Below are 18,486 nucleotides of genomic sequence, written 5' to 3' on the forward strand. Positions count from 1 at the left end.
CGTGAAATCCCTGGGCCCCGAGTGGGGGAAGCGTTAACTGTGCGGTATCCACCTCAGTACCTCAGCAGATTCGCATCGTCGACCGAGGTCGAGCGGCGGGCACGGAAGATGGTCATGATGATGGCCAGTCCGACAACGACTTCGGCGGCGGCGACCACCATGGTGAAGAAGGCGAACACCTGCCCGTCGAGATTGGCGTGCAGTCGGGCGAAGGTGACGAAGGCCAGATTCACCGCATTGAGCATGAGCTCGATGCACATGAAGACCACAATCGCATTGCGCCGCACCAGCACTCCGGCCGCGCCGATGGTGAAGAGCAGGGCGGAGAGGTACAGATAATTGTCCGGGTTCACCGCAAGCCTTCCTCGGGAGAATCGTTGTCGCCGTTGCCGTTCCCGCCGCCGACGGTGCGCACGACCGCCTCTTCGTGAGCGCGGTTGCGGCGGTGCCGCAGAATGCTGCTGACCGACAGCTCCTCGAAGGAACCGTCCGGCAGCCGCGCCGGTGCGTCGACGGCATTGTGGCGGGCGTACACACCGGGCGTCGGCAGCGGCGTGACCCGCTTACCGTCCCGGAACCGCTCCTTGGACAGCGTCCGCTGATCGGTGCGCGGGCCGAACTTCTCGCGATGCGCGAGCACCATGGCGCCGATGGTCGCGGTGATGAGCAGCGAACCGGTCAGCTCGAACGCCCAGACGTAGCGCACGAAGATGAGCTCCGCGAGCGCGCCGATGGTGTCATTGCCGCCGAGGCCCGGACCGGTCGTCGCCACACTCGTCTCGTTCATGCCGCGCGCGACCGCGGCGATCACCAGCATGCCGAAGCCGATGCCGACGATCAGCACCGCGATGCGCTGCCCGCGCAGGGTCTCTCGCAGGGACTCCGAGGAGTCGACGCCGACCAGCATGAGCACGAACAGGAACAGCATCATGACCGCGCCGGTGTAGACCACGATCTGCACGATGCCCAGGAACAGCGCGTTCTCGGCGATGTAGAACGCCGACAGCGTGATCATGGTGGCCGCCAGGCACAGCGCGGAGTGCACGGCCTTGCGCGCGGAGACCATGCCGAGCGCGCCCACCACGGCGATGACCGAGAGAATCCAGAACTGCACGGCCTCACCGGTGGAGGTGTGCGTGACCAGCTGCTGGGCAGGCTGGGCGAGGAGCGAGGTCATTTCTTCGTCCCTCCTTCGACTCCGGCGAGTTCACCGGGCGCACCGGGGACTTCACCGCGGTAGTAGGAGCCCTCGTCCGCGCCCGGGTACATGGCGTGCGGTGCGGGGACCATGCCCGGCTCCATCGGTGCGAGCAGATTCTGCTTCTCGTAGATCAGATCCGCGCGGTTGTCATCGGCCAGCTCGTACTCGTTGGTCATGGTCAATGCCCGAGTCGGGCAGGCTTCGATGCACAGGCCGCAGCCGATGCAGCGCAGGTAGTTGATCTGGTAGACCCGGCCGTAGCGCTCACCGGGCGAGAAGCGCTCCTCTTCGGTGTTGTCCGCGCCCTCGACGAAGATCGCGTCCGCCGGGCAGGCCCACGCGCACAGCTCGCAGCCGATGCACTTCTCGAGTCCGTCCGGATGCCGATTGAGTTGGTGCCGACCGTGATACCGCGGCTGGGTCGGGGTCTTGACCTCCGGGTACAGCTCGGTGTTGGGCTTCTTGAACATGGTGGCGGCGGTGACATAGAACCCGCCGAGCGGCTCCAGCAGACCGGGCTTCGGCGTCGAGGCCATCGGCTCGGCCGGCATGGGCGGCACCGGGAAGTCCGAATACTTGGTTGTCGCTTCGGCATCGGGTGCGGCCTTGCTGCGATCATCGCCCGCGTGACCGGCCCTGAGCACCAAACCGATCAGCAAGGCGGCGACCACGATTCCGCCGATGATCATGCCGGTGCGCTGAATGTGAATGCCCTCGTTCTCCAGCGCGCGCATACTCGCCACGAACATGACCCAGGCCAGCGAGACCGGAATCAGCAGCTTCCAGCCCAGATTCATGAACTGGTCGTAGCGCAGTCGCGGCAGGGTGCCGCGCAGCCAGATGAACACGAACAGGAACAGCCACACCTTGGCGGTGAACCACACCATCGGCCACCAGCCCGAGTTGGCGCCCGCCCACAGGCTGATCGGGAACGGTGCGTGCCAACCGCCGAAGAACAGCGTGGTCGCGAGCGCGGAAACCGTTGCCATGTTGATGTATTCGGCCATCATGAACATGGCGAACTTGAGTGACGAGTACTCGGTGTGGAAACCACCGACCAGCTCACCCTCGGCCTCGGGGAGGTCGAAGGGTGCGCGGTTGGTCTCACCGACCATGGACACCGCGTAGATCAGGAAGGACGGCAGCAGCAGGAATACATACCAGGTTCCGTACTGCGCCTTGACGATCGCCGAGGTCGCCATGGAGCCCGAGAGCAGGAAGACCGCCGCGAAGCAGAGCGCCATGGCGATCTCATAGGAGATCACCTGCGCGGTGGAGCGCAGACCACCCAGCAGCGGATAGGTGGAGCCGGAAGCCCAGCCTGCCAGCACGATGCCGTACACGCCCACCGAGGCCATGGCCAGGATGTAGAGCACGCCCACCGGCATATCGGTCAGCTGCAGGGGCGTGCGATGCCCGAACATGCTCACCTCGGGCCCGAACGGAATCACCGCGAACGCCATCACGGCCGGGATCAGCGAAATGATCGGCGCGAGAATGAAGATCGGCTTGTCGACGATGGCCGGGATGATGTCCTCTTTGAGGAGCATCTTCACGCCGTCGGCAATGGATTGCAGTGATCCGCGCGGTCCGACCCGGTTGGGTCCGACACGCATCTGCATGAATGCCACGATCTTGCGCTCGGCGTAGACCGCGATCATCGGGATCAGCAGCAGGAAGACGAAGATGCCGATGGATTTGACCAGCACCAGCCACCACGGATCGTGGCCGAACATACCCAGGGGGTTCGCGTCAGGCCCGGAGGCGGCAGCCCGCGTAACCACGGAGGGCCCCGCGAACCCCCAAATCGATTCGAGCTCACTCACGGTGGTCCTCCCGACGGATGCGCACGAGGTGGCCGGGTGTGGTGCCGAGCTGCACCAGTACATCGGCCCCGGGGGAATTCATGGGCAGCCATACGACCCGATCCGGCATCTCGGTAATGACGAGCGGGAGGGTGATATGGCCGTGATCATTGCCGACCGTGACCGGATCGCCGGTGGTGGCGCCGATTTCGGCGGCGGTGTCGTGCGAGAGCCGCACCACCGGCGGGCGGGCGGTCCCGGCGAGATTGGGTTCGCCGTCCTGCAATTTGCCGCGATCGATGAGCATGCGCCAGGCGGACAGGATCGCGGTGCCCGAGGTGGGCTGCGCCAGCGGATGCGGGCGGTGCACCGGGGTGGCGGCGGCCGGTCCGTCCCACGCGCCCAGATCCGCCAATTCGGCTCGGGCACTGGAGACATCGGGCAGACCGAGGCGAACACCCATCTCGTGTGCGATGGCGTCCAGCACCCGATGTTCGGGCATGGGCGCGGACTCGCGGCGCACGGTCGAGTCACGCAGCGCGGCCTCGAACTGGCGGTGGCGACCCTCCCAGGTGAGGAAGGTGCCAGCCTTCTCCATGGCCGAGGCCACCGGGAACACCACATCGGCGCGATCGCTGATATCGCTGGCCCGAAGTTCCAGGCTGACAACGAAACTCGCGGCGTCGATGGCGGTGAGCGCGGCATGCGGATCGGGCATATCGCCGACCTCGACACCGCCGATGAGCAGTGCGCCCAGGGTGGGCGCGGCGGCCAGGATGGCGCTGGTATCGCGGCCCGGGGTCATGGGCAGCTCATCCGAGCCCCAGGCTTCGCGAACCTGGTGGCGCGCAACGGGATCGGCGACCGGGCGACCGCCGGGGAGCAAGAGCGGCAACGCACCCGCCTCGAGCGCTCCGCGCTCACCGGCGCGACGCGGAATCCAGGCCAGCGCGGCTCCGGTGTCATCGGCCAGGCGGGCCGCGGCGGACAGCCCGCCCGGAATACCGCCGAGTCGTTCGCCGACCAGGATCAGCGCACCGGGTTCGCGCAGGAGGGTCGCGATATGGTGCAGATGGCCGGGAGCCACTGCGACGGAATCGGTTTCGCCGGTGCGGATGGCCTCGAGCAGATGCGGTTCGGCACCCGGAGCGGTCGGCAGCAGCGTCCCCTTCATGCGCTGGAGCCCGCGGGTGGTGTACGGCGCGAGCGAGTAGATCTCGGTGCCGTTCTTGCGGGCGGCCTTGCGCAAGCGCAGGTAGACCATCGGTGACTCTTCCTCGGCCTCGAAGCCGACGAACACCACGATCGGGGCGCGCTCCAGCGCGGCGTAATCGACGGTGATGCCCTGCCCGGCGATACGGGCGGCCAGGAAGTCGGCCTCCTCCGCGGAGTGTTCGCGGGCACGGAAGTCGATGTCATTGGTGGCCAAGCCGATTCGCGCGAACTTGGCATAGGCGTAGGCGTCCTCCATGGTGACGCGACCGCCGACCAGCACACCCGCGTTCCCGCGCGCCGCGGCCAGACCCCGCGCGGCATGCGCGATGGCCTCGGACCACGAGGCGGGTTGCAGGGTGCCGTCCCAGGTGCGCACCAGCGGAGTCGTGAGCCGATCCCGCTCGGTGGCGTACTGGAAGGCGAAGCGGCCCTTATCGCAGTTCCATTCCTCATTGACCTGCGGATCGTCACCGGCCAAGCGACGCATGACCTTTCCGCGCCGATGATCGGTGCGCTGGGCGCAACCCGAGGCGCAGTGCTCGCACACCGCCGGGCTGGAGACCAGGTCGAACGGCCGGGCGCGGAAACGGTAGGTGCTGCCGGTGAGCGCGCCCACCGGACAGATCTGCACGGTATTGCCGGAGAAGTAGGAGTCCATCGGCTCCCCGGCGGCAATCCCGACCTGTTGCAGCGCACCGCGATCCATCAGTTCGATGAACGGATCACCCGCCACCTGCTGGGAGAATCGAGTGCAGCGGGCACACAGCACGCAGCGCTCGCGATCGAGCAGAATCGCCGAGGAGAGCGGAATCGGCTTGGGATAGGTTCGCTTCTCACCGTCGAACCGCGATTCGGCCCGGCCGGAGGACATGGCCTGGTTCTGCAGGGGACATTCGCCGCCCTTGTCGCAGACCGGGCAGTCGAGCGGGTGATTGATGAGCAGCAGCTCCATCACACCCGCCTGTGCCTTCTCCGCGGCAGGGGAGGAGACCTGGGTGTGAATCACCATGCCTTCGCTGACCGTCTGGGTACAGGAGGCAACCGGCTTACGCTGCCCCTCCACCTCGACCAGACATTGGCGGCACGCACCCACCGGATCGAGCAGCGGGTGATCACAGAACCGGGGGATCTGCACCCCGATGAGCTCGGCGGCCCGGATCACCAAAGTACCCACGGGCACGGAAACCGTTGTGCCATCGATGATTACGCTCACCATATCGGTGGGGGTGGTGCCGCTGGTATTGGAGTTCGCTATCGCGGTCATCGGACTCCTTCAGCCCAGACGGTGGACCGGGCCGGATCGAACGGGCATGCGCCGAGGCGGATGTGCTCGACGTACTCGTCTCGGAAGTACTTGAGGGAGGAGAAGATCGGGCTCGCCGCACCGTCGCCGAGGGCGCAGAAGGATTTGCCGTTGATGTTGTCGGCGATATCCATCAGCTTGTCGAGATCGGTTTCGTCACCGGTGCCCTGCTCCAGGCGCTCCAGCAGCTGGACCAGCCAGTAGGTGCCCTCGCGGCACGGCGTGCACTTACCGCAGGATTCGTGGGCGTAGAACTCGGTCCAGCGCAGGACGGCGCGCACCACGCAGGTGGTGTCGTCGAAGATCTGCAGGGCCTTGGTGCCGAGCATGGATCCGGCGGCGGCCACACCCTCGTAGTCGAGGGGGACGTCCAGATGCTCATCGGTGAAGATCGGGGTGGAGGAGCCGCCCGGGGTCCAGAACTTGAGGGTGTGGCCCTTGCGGACACCGCCCGCATGAGTCAGCAACTCGCGCAGGGTGATTCCCAAGGCCGCCTCGTACTGGCCCGGTCGCGTCACGTGACCCGAGAGCGAGTAGAGGGTGAACCCCGGCGACTTCTCACTGCCGAAGGACCGGAACCAATCCACGCCATTGGCGAGAATCGAGGGGACCGAGGCGATGGATTCCACATTGTTGACCACGGTCGGGCAGGCGTACAGACCCGCTACGGCCGGGAACGGGGGACGCAGGCGCGGCTGACCGCGACGGCCCTCCAGGGAATCCAGGAGCGCGGTCTCCTCACCGCAGATGTACGCGCCAGCACCGGCGTGCACGACGACCTCGAGGTTGTACCCCGAGCCCTTGATATTGTCGCCGAGATACCCTGCGGCATACGCCTGTTCGACCGCGGCCTGCAAACGGCGCAGGACCGGTACGACCTCGCCGCGCACATAGATGAAGGCGTGCGAGGCGCGAATCGCGTACGAGGCGATGATCACGCCTTCGATGAGCGCGTGCGGACTCGCCAGCATGAGCGGAATGTCCTTGCACGTCCCCGGTTCCGACTCATCGGCATTGACCACCAGGTAATGCGGCTTGGTCACACCGTCCGGGCCGGGGCCCTGCGGGATGAAACCCCACTTCATACCGGTCGGGAAACCCGCACCACCGCGTCCGCGCAGACCGGAGTCCTTGACGGTCGCGATGACCTCGTCGGGCTGCATGCGCAGGGCCTTGGGCAGCCCGCGATAACCGCCCTGACTGCGATACGCCGCCAGGGTCCAGGAATCAGGTTCGGCCCAGTACTTGGACAGCACGGGGGTCAGTCCACGCGGGGCGGCCTGTGTTCGCGTCACTTGCTGCCTCCGTTCGAATCCTGTTCGGCCGCGTGCAGACCCGCGAGCGTGGCGGGTCCGGGCGCGCCATCGGTCGCGCCGGGGCGCGCATCGGGATAGCCCGCCAGAATGCGCGCGGTATCGCGGAAGTTGCACAGCGGAATACCGCTGCGTGAGCCGGTCACCTCATCGCCCCTACGGAGCGAATCCACCATGGCCCGTGCCGATTCCGGGGTCTGGTTGTCGAAGAATTCCCAATTCACCATGACCACGGGTGCGTAGTCGCAGGCGGCATTGCACTCGATGTGCTCCAGGGTGACCGCGCCGTCGGCGGTGGTCTCCCCGTGTTTGATGCCCAAGTGCTGCTTCAATTCCCCGAAGATCTCATCGCCGCCCATCACCGCGCACAGCGTGTTCGTGCACACCCCGACGTGGTAATCACCGGTGCGTCCGCGCCGATACATGGAGTAGAAGGTGGCGACCGCGGTCACCTCGGCATCGGTCAATCCCAGTTGTTCGGCGCAGAATTCGATACCGGTGCCCGAGACATAGCTCTCCACCGATTGCACGAGATGCAAAAGGGGCAGCAGTGCCGAACGCGGCTCCGGATACCGCGCGATAATCTCCTTGGCCTCCAATGCGAGCCGGTCGTGCACCGGCTGCGGATAGGGGATGGGGCGCACACTCAGGTTGAGAAGAATCTCTGTCAACGGTCCACTCCGCCCATGACGGGATCGATACTGGCCACCGCGGCAATGACATCGGCGAGCAATCCGCCCTCGCACATTGCCGCCACCGCTTGCAGATTCGTGAACGAGGGGTCGCGGTAGTGCACCCGGTACGGGCGGGTGCCGCCATCGCTCACCATGTGCACGCCGAGCTCACCGCGCGGGGATTCCACCGCGACATACACCTGGCCGGGCGGGACACGCAGGCCCTCGGTCACCAGTTTGAAGTGGTGAATGAGCGATTCCATGGACTTGCCCATGATGTTGCCGATGTGCTCCGGCGAATTGCCGAGGCCGTCCGGCCCGAGTTGCAAATCGGCAGGCCAGGCAATCTTCTTGTCCGCGACCATGACCGGGCCCGGCCGCAGCCGGTCCAGGCACTGCTCGACGATCTTGAGCGACTCCTTCATCTCGTTCACCCGGATGAGGTAGCGGCCGTAGCAGTCGCAACCGGTATCGGTCATGACATCGAATTCGTATGTCTCATAACCGCAATACGGCTGAGCCTTGCGCAGATCATGCGGCAGGCCGGTGGACCGCAGCACCGGGCCGGTAATGCCCAGCGCCATACAGCCGGTCAGATCCAGCACACCGACATTGCGGGTGCGGGCCTTCCAAATCGGGTTCTCATTGAGCAGCAGCTCCATATCCCGCAGGCGCTTGGGCATGAGCTCCAGCAGTTCACGCACCTTGGTGACGCCGTCCTCGGGGAGATCCTGCGAGACACCGCCGGGGCGGATGTACGCGTGGTTCATGCGCAATCCGGTGATGTTCTCGAAGACGTCGAGAATCAGTTCGCGCTCACGGAATCCGAACAGCATGGGCGTCAGCGCGCCCAACTCCATACCGCCGGTGGCCAGCGCCACCAGATGTGAGGAGATGCGATTGAGCTCCATGAGCATGACGCGAATGACATTGGCACGCTCGGGAATATCGTCGGTGATACCGAGCAGCTTCTCCACGCCCAGGCAGTACGCCGTCTCATTGAAGAACGGCGACAGGTAATCCATACGCGTGACGAAAGTGACGCCCTGCACCCAGCTGCGGTATTCGAGATTCTTCTCGATTCCGGTGTGCAGGTAGCCGATACCGCAACGGGCCTCGGTGACCGTCTCGCCCTCGATCTCCAGAATCAGCCGTAGCACCCCATGTGTACTGGGGTGCTGTGGGCCCATATTCACGACTATGCGTTCCTCGGCGGCCCCGTCCAGGGCAGCGGAGATTTCGTCCCAGTCATTGCCGCCGACCGTGATAACTCGTTCTGGTCGCTTCGCGGATTCCGGACGGGACTTGATATCTGTGTCGTTCATTTAGCTGTACGCCCTCCGCTCGTCGGGCGGCGGGATACGCGCACCCTTGTATTCGACCGGGATCCCGCCGAGCGGGTAATCCTTGCGCTGGGGGTGACCGCGCCAGTCGTCGGGCATCGAAATCCTGGTCAGCGACGGGTGACCGTCGAACAGGATGCCGAAGAAGTCGTAGGTCTCGCGCTCATGCCAATCGGTGGTGGGATACACCGAATAGAGCGAGGGCATATGCGGATCCGCGTCCGGGACGGACACCTCGAGGCGCACCCGGCGATTATGGGTGATGGAGTTCAGGTGGTAGACCGCGTGCAATTCGCGGCCGGTGTCCTCCGGGAAGTGCGCGCCGTTCACGCCCAGGCAGAGCTCGAAGCGCAGTTTCTCGTTGTCCCGCAACGTCTTCGCGACCACGGGCAGGTGTTCGCGCCGCACGTGCAGGGTGAGTTCGTGCCGGAAGACCACGATCTTCTCGATGGCGTCCTCGAAGCGCACGCTCGACACCGCGAGCACATCGTGCAGGATCGCGACCAGCTCGTCGAAGTACCCGCCGTACGGTGGCGCGCTGCCGCCGGGCAGGCTGACCGTGCGCACCAGGCGGCCGTAGCCGGAGGTGTCACCGGTGCCCGTGACGCCGAACATGCCCTTGCGGACGCCGATCACCTCATCGGCCGGTGCGGCGGATTCCGTTGTGGCGGGCTCGATCTCACCCGCCTCGAGCTGCTCCTGCACCGGCTCGGGTTCGGGCTTCTGATTCGATTCCCCGTGCGATTTCACAGCGTCCTCCGGAGGGCTCTCCGTACCGGTGGGTGTATCGAAGGTCATCGAAGCAGCCCCTTCATCTGAATGGTGGTGGGGCTGGCGAGGGCGGCGGCCTCGGCGGCGCGCACGGCCTCCTCGCGATTCACGCCGAGCGGCATCTCCTGAATCTTCTCGTGCAGCTTCAGGATCGCGTTCAACAGCATCTCCGGGCGCGGCGGGCAGCCGGGCAGGTAGATGTCCACCGGCACAATGTGATCCACACCCTGTACGACGGCGTAGTTGTTGAACATGCCGCCCGAGGATGCGCACACCCCCATGGCCAGCACCCATTTCGGTTCGGTCATCTGGTCGTAGACCTGACGCAGGACGGGGGCCATCTTCTGGCTCACCCGTCCGGCGACGATCATCAAATCGGCTTGGCGCGGTGAGGCGCGGAACGCCTCCATACCGAAGCGGGCGATATCGAATCGCCCACCGCCCGTGGCCATCATCTCGATCGCGCAGCAGGCCAAGCCGAATGTCGCGGGCCACAGCGAACTCTTACGCAGGTACCCGGCCAAATCTTCCACCGTGCTCAGCAGGAAGCCGCTGGGCAGTTTCTCCTCGAGACCCATGTCGAACTACATCTCCCGGATCGGAGCGCCTCGCACCGGGCGGGGCGCTCTGGTTGGAATCCCCTGTGTGCGGCTCAGTCCCAGCTGAGCCCGCCTCGCCTCCACTCGTAGGCGTAGGCCACCGAGACGTTGAAGATGAACAGCGCCATCGCCGCCAGCCCGAACAGACCGAGCGAATCGAAATGCACCGCCCACGGATAGAGGAAGACGATCTCGATGTCGAAGATGATGAACAACATGGCGGTGAGGTAGTACTTCACCGGAAAGCGTTGTCCCGCAGCATTACCGGGCCCGCCGCCGACGGCGTGCGGGGTCGGCTCGATACCGCACTCGTACGCCTCGAGCTTGGCGCGGTTATAGCGCTTGGGCCCGATCAGGGCCGCAAGGAAAACGGAGAACACCCCGAACGCGGCGGCAACCGCGCCGAGGACAAGCGTCGGCACCTCGATATTCACAACAGCACTACCCCTCCTGCGAACTGGACGCACTTGCGGACGGCAGCTGCCGAGGCGGGCTGACATCGTCGTCTGCCGGGCCAGTCACATCCAGGGCGCCACTCGTCGAGGGCGCGGAAAACGGGGGACTGACGCGGCGGCTTCATTGATACCGTTGCCCGCGCTCGTGTGAGCTACGGCACAGCCTACAACTCAGGCAAGAAGATACATGACGTTTCGCGGCTCCGTTTGATCGAATTCGGAACGGTCTTTCATGACCGATTCGACGGAATCGCGAATGTCACGTGACATAGATTTCCCCAGGTCGCGGGGAGCGGAAAATCAGGCGGCGGAACGGTTCCGCAGCACGCCCAGTACGGCATCGGTCAACCGGATCGGATCCAGCGGATGGGAGACCGCGGCATCGGCCCGCGACCAGTTCGCCAACCAGGCATCATCCGGGCGGCCGGTCAGGACCACGATCGGCGGGCAATCCGCGATCTCGTCCTTCAACTGTTTGGCCAGACCCAGGCCGCCGGTCGGCGCGGACTCACCATCGAGGATCAACACATCGAGCTCGTGAGCGTCCATATGCTCCAGCACAATCGGACCGGTGGCCACCTCGAGGTACTCGATGGGAGGCAGTTCCGGGTGCGGGCGTCTACCCAGAGCCAGCATCACCTGCCTCCGAGTATCGGCGTCATTGCTGTAAACGAGAACCCGCAACGCGGCGGGACGCTTCGCTTCGGCCACGCACCGGATGGTACGTGTTCGGCATGAGTGCTGGTGGCAGGTTCGCCGGATTCCCTTCGCGCGTCGCGGCACCAGCACCGGCGTGGCGAAGTATGACCGAACCGGGTCGGATCGGCGGGGCGGGTGTCGCACCGCACGAACGGACATTAACGTCGAACAGGATTGCCGCCGAACGCTGATTCAATGAAAGAGGGGCCATGCCAGCCGAAGCCGTGGATGCCGTCGTCATCGGAATGGGGCCGGGCGGTGAGGATCTGGCGACCAGACTGGTGCGGGCCGGACTCTCCGTGGTCGGCGTCGACGGGCGACTCGTCGGTGGCGAATGCCCGTACTACGCCTGCGTTCCCACCAAGGCCATGGTGCGCGCGGCCGGGGCGCTGGCCGAGGCGCGGCGGGTCGGCGAGCTCGCGGGATCGGCTGCGGTGACACCGGATTGGAGCATTGTCGCCGCGCGGGTGCGCGATGACATCACCGATGACTGGGACGATGCGGCGGCGGTGGAGAAGTTCGAGAAGGCCGGGGGACGGTTCGTCCGCGGCTGGGGGCGGATCACCGCGGCCGGTGAGGTGACGGTCGCGACCGCCGAGGGCGATCGGGTATTCCACGCGAACCGGGCAATCGTATTGAATCCCGGTACCGCACCGCAGGTTCCGCCACTGCCCGGTCTGGCCGAAACGCCGTACTGGACCAATCGTGAGGCTGTCGCCGTCACCGAGGTGCCGGAATCGCTCATCGTCATGGGCGGCGGACCGGTGGGCGTGGAGTTCGCGCAAGTATTCGCCAGGTTCGGCGCGCAGGTCACCGTCATCGCCAGTCACCTGGTGCCGCAGAACGAACCCGAAGCGGGGGAGTTGCTGGCCGAGGTGTTCGAGGCCGAGGGCATCACGGTGCGCAGCGGCCACGGCAGCGCCGTCAGCCACGACGGCTCGCACTTCACCGTCGAACTGGACAGCGGTGATCCGGTCCGCGCCCAGCACCTGCTGATCGCCACCGGCCGCCGAATCGACCTGTCCGCATTGGGAATCGGTTCCATCGGTCTCGACGAGAAGGCCCGCAGCATTGCGGTCGACGACCGTCTGCGCGCGGCCGACAAGGTCTGGGCCATCGGCGATGTCGTGGGCCACGGCGCCTTCACCCACATGTCCATGTACCACTCCCGCATTGCCGCCGCCGATATCCTCGGCACCTCCGAGGAGACCGCCCAGTACCACGCCGTCCCGCACGTCACCTTCACCGATCCCGAGATCGGCGGTGTCGGCCTCACCGAAGCGCAGGCCCGCGCCCGGGGCTTGAACGTCCGCACCGGATTCACCAACCTGCCGGACTCCACCCGCGGCTGGCTCCATAAGGCAGGCAATGCCGGTTTCATCAAACTCGTCGAGGACGCCGACCGTGGCGTCCTGGTCGGCGCCACGTCAGTCGGCCCTGACGGCGGCGAAGTCCTCGCCGCCCTGACCCTGGCAGTCCATGCCGAGGTGCCGACCGCGACCCTGCGCCGAATGATCTACGCCTACCCCACCTTTCACCGCGCCATCGAGGCCGCCCTCGATGCACTCGCTGGAAGTTAGATATCGACGCGCAAATCGTTGCTGTTCACAGCCTTGCGAACGGTTCATCCTGAGAGGCATCGATGGTTCGATCCAATGGCGGTGGACATATGCGAATCTCGGAATTATTGCGCCGGAAAGGGCCCGGCGTGGTCACGATTGCACCCGATGCAAGCGTGCGTGAACTGCTGAAAGTGCTCGCCGAGCACAATGTCGGCGCGGTGGTGGTGTCACCGGACGGAGTGCTGATGTCCGGTATCGCCTCCGAGCGCGACATTGTGCGGCGGCTGCACGGCATCGGCGCCGACCTGCTCGACGCCCCGGTCGCGGAGATCATGACGGCGGCGGTGCACACCTGCTCACCCGAGGATCGGGTGGAGACCTTGAACGAGACCATGACCCAGCATCGGATTCGGCATCTGCCGGTGCTCGAGGACGGGCACATGGTCGGCATAGTCAGCATCGGCGATGTGGTGAAGAGTCAGATCTCCGAGCTCGAGGACGAGCGCGAGCACCTCGTCCGGTATCTACAGAGCTGAGGGCGATTGGCCCGGGAGCGGGCGCGCTCCCGTGGCCACCTCGGTGGCGGTCGCCAGATCGAGGTGAATCTCGAGGTCCGAGGCGGGGGCCGGGCCGTCGTGGTGGGTGATGCCGTCCGCGGTGATGTTGTAGTGCAGGACGGTGTCACCGATGTGCACGGTGGCGGTGCCGATCGGAAGTACCTCGGCGACAGCGCGTCCCAGGGGGAGCGCGAACCAGTGCGCGCGGACGGCGTCGGTGGGGCGGCGTTCGCCGAGGTGTTCGGTGCCCCAGGCGGAGAGCGCGTCCAAGGCTGGGCGCAGAGCCATGCCGGTCGGGGTGAGTTCATAGACGGCGGTCGCGGTGCGGGGGCCGACTTTGCGGCGGGTCAGGATGTCATCGCGTTCGAGCTCCTTGAGCCGTGCGGCCAGCACATCGGTGCTGATGCCGGGCAGGTCGGCGAACAGGTCGCTGTAGCGGCGCGGACCCGAACACAATTCGCGCACGACCAGCAGGTTCCAGCGGTCGCCGACAATGTCGAGGGCGCGGCTGACGGCACAGTAGTGGTCGTAACTTCTGCGGGGCACGGACCTACTGTAGCTTGTTACTTGGAAAAACAAAGTGCGAACTTGGAATTTCCAAGTAGAGTGTGCCGCAACCGCATTCAGAAGGGACTTCCATGCAGGTCAAGCAGTCGAGCAAGCTGTCCGGTGTGTCGTATGAGATCCGCGGACCGGTCGCCGAGCACGCGGCACGCCTGGAGGCCGAGGGGCACCATGTGGTGAAGCTCAATACCGGCAATCCGCTGCCGTTCGGCTTCGAGGCGCCGCCGGAGCTCCTGCAGGACATGGTGCGGAACCTGCCCGCCTCCAGCGGCTACTCGTCCTCGAAAGGTCTGCTCTCGGCGCGGCGTGCGGTGGTGCAGTACTACGAGACACTCGGCGTGGAGGGCGTCGATGTCGAAGAGGTCTTCCTCGGCAACGGCGTCTCCGAACTGATCATGATGGCCATGACCGCGCTGCTGGAGAACGGCGACGAAGTACTGGTTCCCGCACCGGACTTCCCGCTCTGGACCGCCGCCACCGCGCTCAATGGCGGTAAGCCCGTGCACTACATCTGCGATGAGGGCTCGGACTGGTTCCCGGATGTGGCCGATATCGAAGCCAAGATCACCGATCGCACGCGGGCCATCGTGCTGATCAATCCGAATAATCCGACCGGTGCGGTGTACTCGCCCGATGTGGTCCGCGATGTGCTCGAGGTCGCGCGGCGGCACAACCTGGTGGTGTTCTCGGACGAGATCTACGACAAGATCCTGTACGACGATCTCGAGCACACCGCCACCGCGTCGCTCGCCCCCGATCTGCTGGTGCTGACCTTCTCCGGACTCTCGAAGTCCTATCGCGCGGCCGGATTCCGCTCCGGCTGGCTGGTCGTCTCCGGACCGATCGAGCACGCGCAGAACTATCTCGAGGGTCTGACCATGCTCGCGGGTCTGCGACTGTGCGCGAATGTGCCCGCGCAGCAGGCGATTCAGGCCGCGCTCGGTGGGCATCAGAGCATCTACGATCTGACGCTGCCCGGCGGGCGACTGCGCGAACAGCGCGATCGCGCGTGGGAGGCGCTCAACACCATTCCGGGTGTGTCGTGTGTGAAGGCCAAGGGCGCGCTCTATGCCTTCCCGCGCATCGACCTCGACATGTACCCGATCCACAATGACGAGCAGTTCGTGCTGGATCTGCTGCTGCAGGAGAAGATCCATATCGTGCAGGGCACCGGCTTCAATTGGCCGCGCCCGGACCACTTCCGGATCGTCACCCTCCCGCACGCCGACGATCTGGAGGCGATTATCGAGCGCATCGGCCGCTTCCTGGCCACCTACCGGCAGTGATCCGGCGCGAAAAAGATTCTCGAGAAATCTCCCGAGATACGTCGAAGGAACGTGATTGGCTCCGACCGGTAGGTGAAAGCAGCTCACCAACACCCCAGGAGCCCATCATGAGCACTACCGTCACCACCTTCCTCTGGTTCGACAACCAGGCCGAAGAGGCCGCGAACTGCTACACCTCGCTGGTCGCGGATTCGAAGGTCACCGATATCAGCCGCGGCCCCGACGGCACCGCCTTCGTCATCTCCCTCGAATTGGCGGGCCACGCCCTGACCCTGCTCAACGGCGGTCCGGGACACACCTTCACCGATGCGGCCTCGATCCAGGTCGTGGTCGACGGCCAGGACGAGGTGGACCGCCTGTGGGCGGCCTTCACCGCCGAGGGCGAGCCCGGCCCGTGCGGCTGGCTGACCGACAAGTACGGCCTGTCCTGGCAGATCGTGCCCGCCGGAATGCCCGACCTCATGGGCGATCCGGCCCGGCTGCCCGCCGTGAACGCGGCGCTGCGGTCCATGTCCAAGATCGATCTGAAGGCCCTGCAGGACGCCTACGACAACGCCTGAGCCGCAGACAACACGCCCAGCACGATGAAGACCGGACGCCAGCCCAGGAGATCGCCGATGAACGTTCCCGCGGGCACGCCCAGGACCCGAGCGCACCATCACCGGCGGGTCTCGGCCACCATAGTGCGGGCCATCAAGATCACCAGGACATGAGGGGCGACTTCCCTCATGCCCTGGTGATCACGCGACCAATGCGCCGGAGGGCCAGGGGAGTTCGATCAGGCCGGGTTCGACTCCTGGCCGAGGGCCTCGATCAGGGTGCCGAGGGATCCCATGAGGGCTTCGCGCTGCGCGGCGTCCAGACTGCCCATGGCGGCGGCGAAGCGCTGGATGCGGGCGGAGGTGAGGCCGGTGACCAGGTCGTGGGCGCGGGCGGTGGCGCTCAGCAGTTGGGCGCGGCCGTCCTCCGGATCGGCTTCGCGGGCGATGTAGCCGCCCTTTTCCAGGCCCGTCACCATGCGGGACATGGTTGGGGCGCTGACCCTTTCGATATTCGCCAGATCGCTCAGGCGCATGGGACCGCTGCGGGCGATGGTAGCCAGCGCCGAGGCCGCGCCCGGACTGAGCTGGCCGAGGTCACCCGAGTGGCGCAGCAGGCGGAGCAGGCGGCCGATGCTGTGGTACAGCTCGGCCGCCTCCGTCAGCTGATCGGGGTCGGCGACACTCGTGTGCTGGTGCAGTGTGGCCTCCTCGATCATGGGGTCAGATTCCCGCGCGATCGGCTTCGCGGAGCTCGGTCACCTCGTCGGGAACCTTCCCGCTGCCGGCGAACCATGAAGCAATCGCACCGATCAGCATCATAAGTGCGGCCGCGAGGAATACGACCACCAGACCCGAGTGGAACGGGTCGGAGATCAAGTGCGGGAAGAACTCCTGGCCGGTGAGCACATCGCTGTTGACGCCGGGCTGGTCCAGGGTGCCGCTCGGGTCGAGCAGTTCCTTGAACGGGTTGTAGCCCAGGAAGGTCGCGAAGAGGCTGCCGACGGGCGGCATATCCGCGATCTGACCCGCCACCGCGGGCGAGACGCCCTGTGCGCGCAGACCGGAATCCATTGCGCCGGGCAGGGTTCCGGACAGGCCCACGATCATGAGCGAGAAGAACACGCCGATCGAGAGCGCCATACCGCCGTTCATGAGCGTGGCCCGCATACCCGAGGCCACACCGCGCTGCGCGGCGGGCACGGCCGACATGATCTCCGCGGTATTCGGCGAGGTGAAGATGCCGGTGCCCAAACCATTGAGCAGGATGATGAGCGCGAACAGCCAGTAATTGAAGTCCACCGGAATGATCACCAGCAGCACGAAGGTGACCGCCGCCAGCAGCAGACCGCCGGTCGCGAACAGTCGCGCACCGTACTTATCGCTGAGCCAGCCCGAGATCGGTCCGGCCACCAGGAACCCGACGGTCAACGGCAGCATGTAGATACCGGCCCACAGGGGAGTGGACTCGAAATCGTAGCCGTGCAGCGGCAACCAGATGCCCTGCAACCAGATGATCAGCATGAACTGCATACCGCCGCGCCCGACCGAAGCCATCAGGCTGGCCAGATTGCCGAGTCCGAACGCGCGATTCTTGAACAGCCCCAGCTTGAACATGGGCTGGGCGACCTTCGATTCGATATAGCAGAACAGCACCAGCAGGGCGAGACCGCCGAAGACCGCGCCCAGCACCCACGGATTGTCCCAACCGGTCTTCGAATCACCGTGCGGCTGAATGCCATAGGTGATGCCGGTGAGCAGTGCGGTCAATCCCAGCGCGAAGGTGATGGTGCCCGGCAGATCCAGCGAGCCCGGGGTGCGCATGCCATTGTCGTGCAGCGAGCGGTACGACCACACCGTGCCGAGAATGCCGAACGGCACGCTCACCCAGAAGATCGCCTTCCAATCCCATTCGGACAGCACACCGCCGATGAGCAGGCCCAGGAATGAACCCGCAACAGCCGCAACCTGATTGATGCCCAGCGCCACACCGCGTCGATTCGCGGGGAAGGCATCGGTCAGGATCGCGGCGGAGTTGGCCATCAGCATGGCGCCGCCGACGCCCTGGATCACGCGCCATCCGATCAACCAGATCGCCCCGGCCCCGTGGGTGAACGGATCGAAGGACAGCGCCAGCGCGCACACCGTGAACACCACGAACCCGAGGTTGTAGATCTTCACGCGCCCGAACATGTCCCCGAGTCGCCCGAACAGCACGACCAGGACCGCGGAGCTGAGCAAGAAGCCCATGAGCAGCCACAGCAGGTAGCTGACATTGGCGGGTTCGAGGGGGTTCAGGTCGATGCCGCGGAAGATCGCGGGCAGCGAGATGATCACGATCGAGGAGTTGATGGTGACCATCAACATGCCCAGGGTCGTATTCGACAGGGCTATCCACTTGTAGTGCGGGTGATCCCGATCCACCCGGAGCCGCCTCCGAATGGTCTGGACGTCACCGGTATCCAACTCGGTGGTTGGGGCCGCAGCCATCAGAAGCCTCCAGAAACTCTATTGAACGAACTCCGCCCAATGTAGTTGCATAAGGCTAACTAACGAAATGGTGACGTGCCCCACCCCACCGACCGGGTGTGATCGACCAC

General features: G+C 65.5%; 18 protein-coding genes and 1 pseudogene. 4 read left to right on the forward strand and 15 right to left on the reverse strand.

Features of this window, described 5'->3' with window-relative positions:
• Nucleotides 1–53 precede the first annotated feature (53 nt).
• The 12 genes and pseudogenes from nuoK to OHB26_RS30580 form a co-directional block, all read right to left on the reverse strand.
• A complete protein-coding gene (nuoK, locus tag OHB26_RS30525) occupies nucleotides 54–353 on the reverse strand; it encodes an NADH-quinone oxidoreductase subunit NuoK (protein ID WP_067563639.1) in 300 nt (99 codons plus the stop codon).
• The gene (locus OHB26_RS30530; protein WP_330180712.1) at nucleotides 350–1,177 is read right to left on the reverse strand and encodes an NADH-quinone oxidoreductase subunit J; all 828 of its coding nucleotides are present in this window, start codon (nucleotides 1,175–1,177) and stop codon (nucleotides 350–352) included. The genes nuoK and OHB26_RS30530 overlap by 4 nt, the downstream gene beginning before the upstream one ends.
• Complete coding sequence (gene nuoI / locus OHB26_RS30535; RefSeq protein WP_330185829.1) at nucleotides 1,174–1,752, reverse strand: NADH-quinone oxidoreductase subunit NuoI; 579 nt, start codon at nucleotides 1,750–1,752, stop codon at nucleotides 1,174–1,176. The genes OHB26_RS30530 and nuoI overlap by 4 nt, the downstream gene beginning before the upstream one ends.
• Nucleotides 1,741–2,937 (reverse strand): annotated as a pseudogene (nuoH, locus tag OHB26_RS30540) (NADH-quinone oxidoreductase subunit NuoH); the annotation flags it as partial. The gene nuoI and the pseudogene nuoH, both read right to left, overlap by 12 nt.
• Nucleotides 2,938–3,019: 82 nt before the next feature.
• The gene (locus OHB26_RS30545; RefSeq protein WP_330180713.1) at nucleotides 3,020–5,485 is read right to left on the reverse strand and encodes an NADH-quinone oxidoreductase subunit G; all 2,466 of its coding nucleotides are present in this window, start codon (nucleotides 5,483–5,485) and stop codon (nucleotides 3,020–3,022) included.
• Entirely contained in the window at nucleotides 5,482–6,819 is a 1,338-nt protein-coding gene (gene nuoF / locus OHB26_RS30550; RefSeq protein WP_330180714.1) for an NADH-quinone oxidoreductase subunit NuoF, read from the reverse strand. Before nuoF ends, OHB26_RS30545 begins: the two co-directional genes overlap by 4 nt.
• On the reverse strand, nucleotides 6,816–7,508 hold the full coding sequence (nuoE, locus tag OHB26_RS30555; RefSeq protein WP_442942752.1) for an NADH-quinone oxidoreductase subunit NuoE: 693 nt from the start codon (nucleotides 7,506–7,508) through the stop codon (nucleotides 6,816–6,818). Before nuoE ends, nuoF begins: the two co-directional genes overlap by 4 nt.
• Entirely contained in the window at nucleotides 7,505–8,836 is a 1,332-nt protein-coding gene (gene nuoD, locus OHB26_RS30560) for an NADH dehydrogenase (quinone) subunit D (protein ID WP_330180715.1), read from the reverse strand. The genes nuoE and nuoD overlap by 4 nt, the downstream gene beginning before the upstream one ends.
• The gene (locus OHB26_RS30565; protein WP_330180716.1) at nucleotides 8,837–9,652 is read right to left on the reverse strand and encodes an NADH-quinone oxidoreductase subunit C; all 816 of its coding nucleotides are present in this window, start codon (nucleotides 9,650–9,652) and stop codon (nucleotides 8,837–8,839) included.
• The gene (locus tag OHB26_RS30570; protein WP_330180717.1) at nucleotides 9,649–10,203 is read right to left on the reverse strand and encodes a NuoB/complex I 20 kDa subunit family protein; all 555 of its coding nucleotides are present in this window, start codon (nucleotides 10,201–10,203) and stop codon (nucleotides 9,649–9,651) included. The genes OHB26_RS30565 and OHB26_RS30570 overlap by 4 nt, the downstream gene beginning before the upstream one ends.
• A gap of 74 nt (nucleotides 10,204–10,277) precedes the next feature.
• Nucleotides 10,278–10,658: an NADH-quinone oxidoreductase subunit A gene (locus OHB26_RS30575; protein WP_330180718.1), complete on the reverse strand. Its 381-nt coding sequence runs from the start codon at nucleotides 10,656–10,658 to the stop codon at nucleotides 10,278–10,280.
• A 321-nt stretch (nucleotides 10,659–10,979) separates the two neighbouring features.
• Complete coding sequence (locus OHB26_RS30580; RefSeq protein ID WP_330180719.1) at nucleotides 10,980–11,390, reverse strand: Rv3143 family two-component system response regulator; 411 nt, start codon at nucleotides 11,388–11,390, stop codon at nucleotides 10,980–10,982.
• Between the two features lie 197 nt (nucleotides 11,391–11,587).
• Between OHB26_RS30580 and OHB26_RS30585 the strand changes: the two genes are divergently transcribed.
• Together OHB26_RS30585 and OHB26_RS30590 are read left to right on the forward strand one after the other, a co-directional pair.
• Nucleotides 11,588–12,958, forward strand: coding sequence for a dihydrolipoyl dehydrogenase family protein (locus OHB26_RS30585; RefSeq protein ID WP_330180720.1), 1,371 nt, complete (start codon nucleotides 11,588–11,590; stop codon nucleotides 12,956–12,958).
• Between the two features lie 89 nt (nucleotides 12,959–13,047).
• A complete protein-coding gene (locus OHB26_RS30590; RefSeq protein ID WP_330185831.1) occupies nucleotides 13,048–13,476 on the forward strand; it encodes a CBS domain-containing protein in 429 nt (142 codons plus the stop codon).
• Here the strand turns inward: OHB26_RS30590 and OHB26_RS30595 are convergent.
• Complete coding sequence (locus OHB26_RS30595; protein WP_330180721.1) at nucleotides 13,465–14,043, reverse strand: winged helix-turn-helix transcriptional regulator; 579 nt, start codon at nucleotides 14,041–14,043, stop codon at nucleotides 13,465–13,467. The genes OHB26_RS30590 and OHB26_RS30595 overlap by 12 nt on opposite strands.
• A 92-nt stretch (nucleotides 14,044–14,135) precedes the next feature.
• Here OHB26_RS30595 and OHB26_RS30600 point away from each other — a divergent pair, with 92 nt between their 5' ends.
• Both OHB26_RS30600 and OHB26_RS30605 read left to right on the forward strand, forming a co-directional pair.
• Nucleotides 14,136–15,347: a pyridoxal phosphate-dependent aminotransferase gene (locus OHB26_RS30600; RefSeq protein WP_330180722.1), complete on the forward strand. Its 1,212-nt coding sequence runs from the start codon at nucleotides 14,136–14,138 to the stop codon at nucleotides 15,345–15,347.
• A 107-nt stretch (nucleotides 15,348–15,454) separates the two neighbouring features.
• A complete protein-coding gene (locus OHB26_RS30605; RefSeq protein ID WP_330180723.1) occupies nucleotides 15,455–15,907 on the forward strand; it encodes a VOC family protein in 453 nt (150 codons plus the stop codon).
• 218 nt (nucleotides 15,908–16,125) lie between these two features.
• On the opposite strand, the gene OHB26_RS30610 is transcribed toward OHB26_RS30605, so the two are convergent.
• The gene (locus OHB26_RS30610; protein ID WP_330180724.1) at nucleotides 16,126–16,605 is read right to left on the reverse strand and encodes a MarR family winged helix-turn-helix transcriptional regulator; all 480 of its coding nucleotides are present in this window, start codon (nucleotides 16,603–16,605) and stop codon (nucleotides 16,126–16,128) included.
• A 4-nt stretch (nucleotides 16,606–16,609) separates the two neighbouring features.
• Nucleotides 16,610–18,376 carry an MFS transporter gene (locus tag OHB26_RS30615; RefSeq protein WP_330180725.1) on the reverse strand — a complete coding sequence of 589 codons (1,767 nt, stop codon included), beginning with the start codon at nucleotides 18,374–18,376 and terminating at the stop codon, nucleotides 16,610–16,612.
• Nucleotides 18,377–18,486: the final 110 nt, after the last annotated feature.

The sequence above is a fragment of the Nocardia sp. NBC_01503 genome (assembly GCF_036327755.1).
Classification (GTDB): domain Bacteria; phylum Actinomycetota; class Actinomycetes; order Mycobacteriales; family Mycobacteriaceae; genus Nocardia.

Bases quoted from the DNA above. Each gene is read 5' to 3' on its own strand.
- OHB26_RS30565 (WP_330180716.1), bottom strand. From the start codon at position 9,652: ATGACCTTCGATACACCCACCGGTACGGAGAGCCCTCCGGAGGACGCT.
- OHB26_RS30615 (WP_330180725.1), bottom strand. From the start codon at position 18,376: ATGGCTGCGGCCCCAACCACCGAGTTGGATACCGGTGACGTCCAGACC.
- OHB26_RS30545 (WP_330180713.1), bottom strand. From the start codon at position 5,485: ATGACCGCGATAGCGAACTCCAATACCAGCGGCACCACCCCCACCGAT.
- OHB26_RS30585 (WP_330180720.1), top strand. From the start codon at position 11,588: ATGCCAGCCGAAGCCGTGGATGCCGTCGTCATCGGAATGGGGCCGGGC.
- OHB26_RS30570 (WP_330180717.1), bottom strand. From the start codon at position 10,203: ATGGGTCTCGAGGAGAAACTGCCCAGCGGCTTCCTGCTGAGCACGGTG.
- OHB26_RS30605 (WP_330180723.1), top strand. From the start codon at position 15,455: ATGAGCACTACCGTCACCACCTTCCTCTGGTTCGACAACCAGGCCGAA.
- nuoI (WP_330185829.1), bottom strand. From the start codon at position 1,752: ATGCCGGCCGAGCCGATGGCCTCGACGCCGAAGCCCGGTCTGCTGGAG.
- OHB26_RS30610 (WP_330180724.1), bottom strand. From the start codon at position 16,605: ATGATCGAGGAGGCCACACTGCACCAGCACACGAGTGTCGCCGACCCC.
- OHB26_RS30590 (WP_330185831.1), top strand. From the start codon at position 13,048: ATGCGAATCTCGGAATTATTGCGCCGGAAAGGGCCCGGCGTGGTCACG.
- nuoD (WP_330180715.1), bottom strand. From the start codon at position 8,836: ATGAACGACACAGATATCAAGTCCCGTCCGGAATCCGCGAAGCGACCA.
- OHB26_RS30530 (WP_330180712.1), bottom strand. From the start codon at position 1,177: ATGACCTCGCTCCTCGCCCAGCCTGCCCAGCAGCTGGTCACGCACACC.
- OHB26_RS30600 (WP_330180722.1), top strand. From the start codon at position 14,136: ATGCAGGTCAAGCAGTCGAGCAAGCTGTCCGGTGTGTCGTATGAGATC.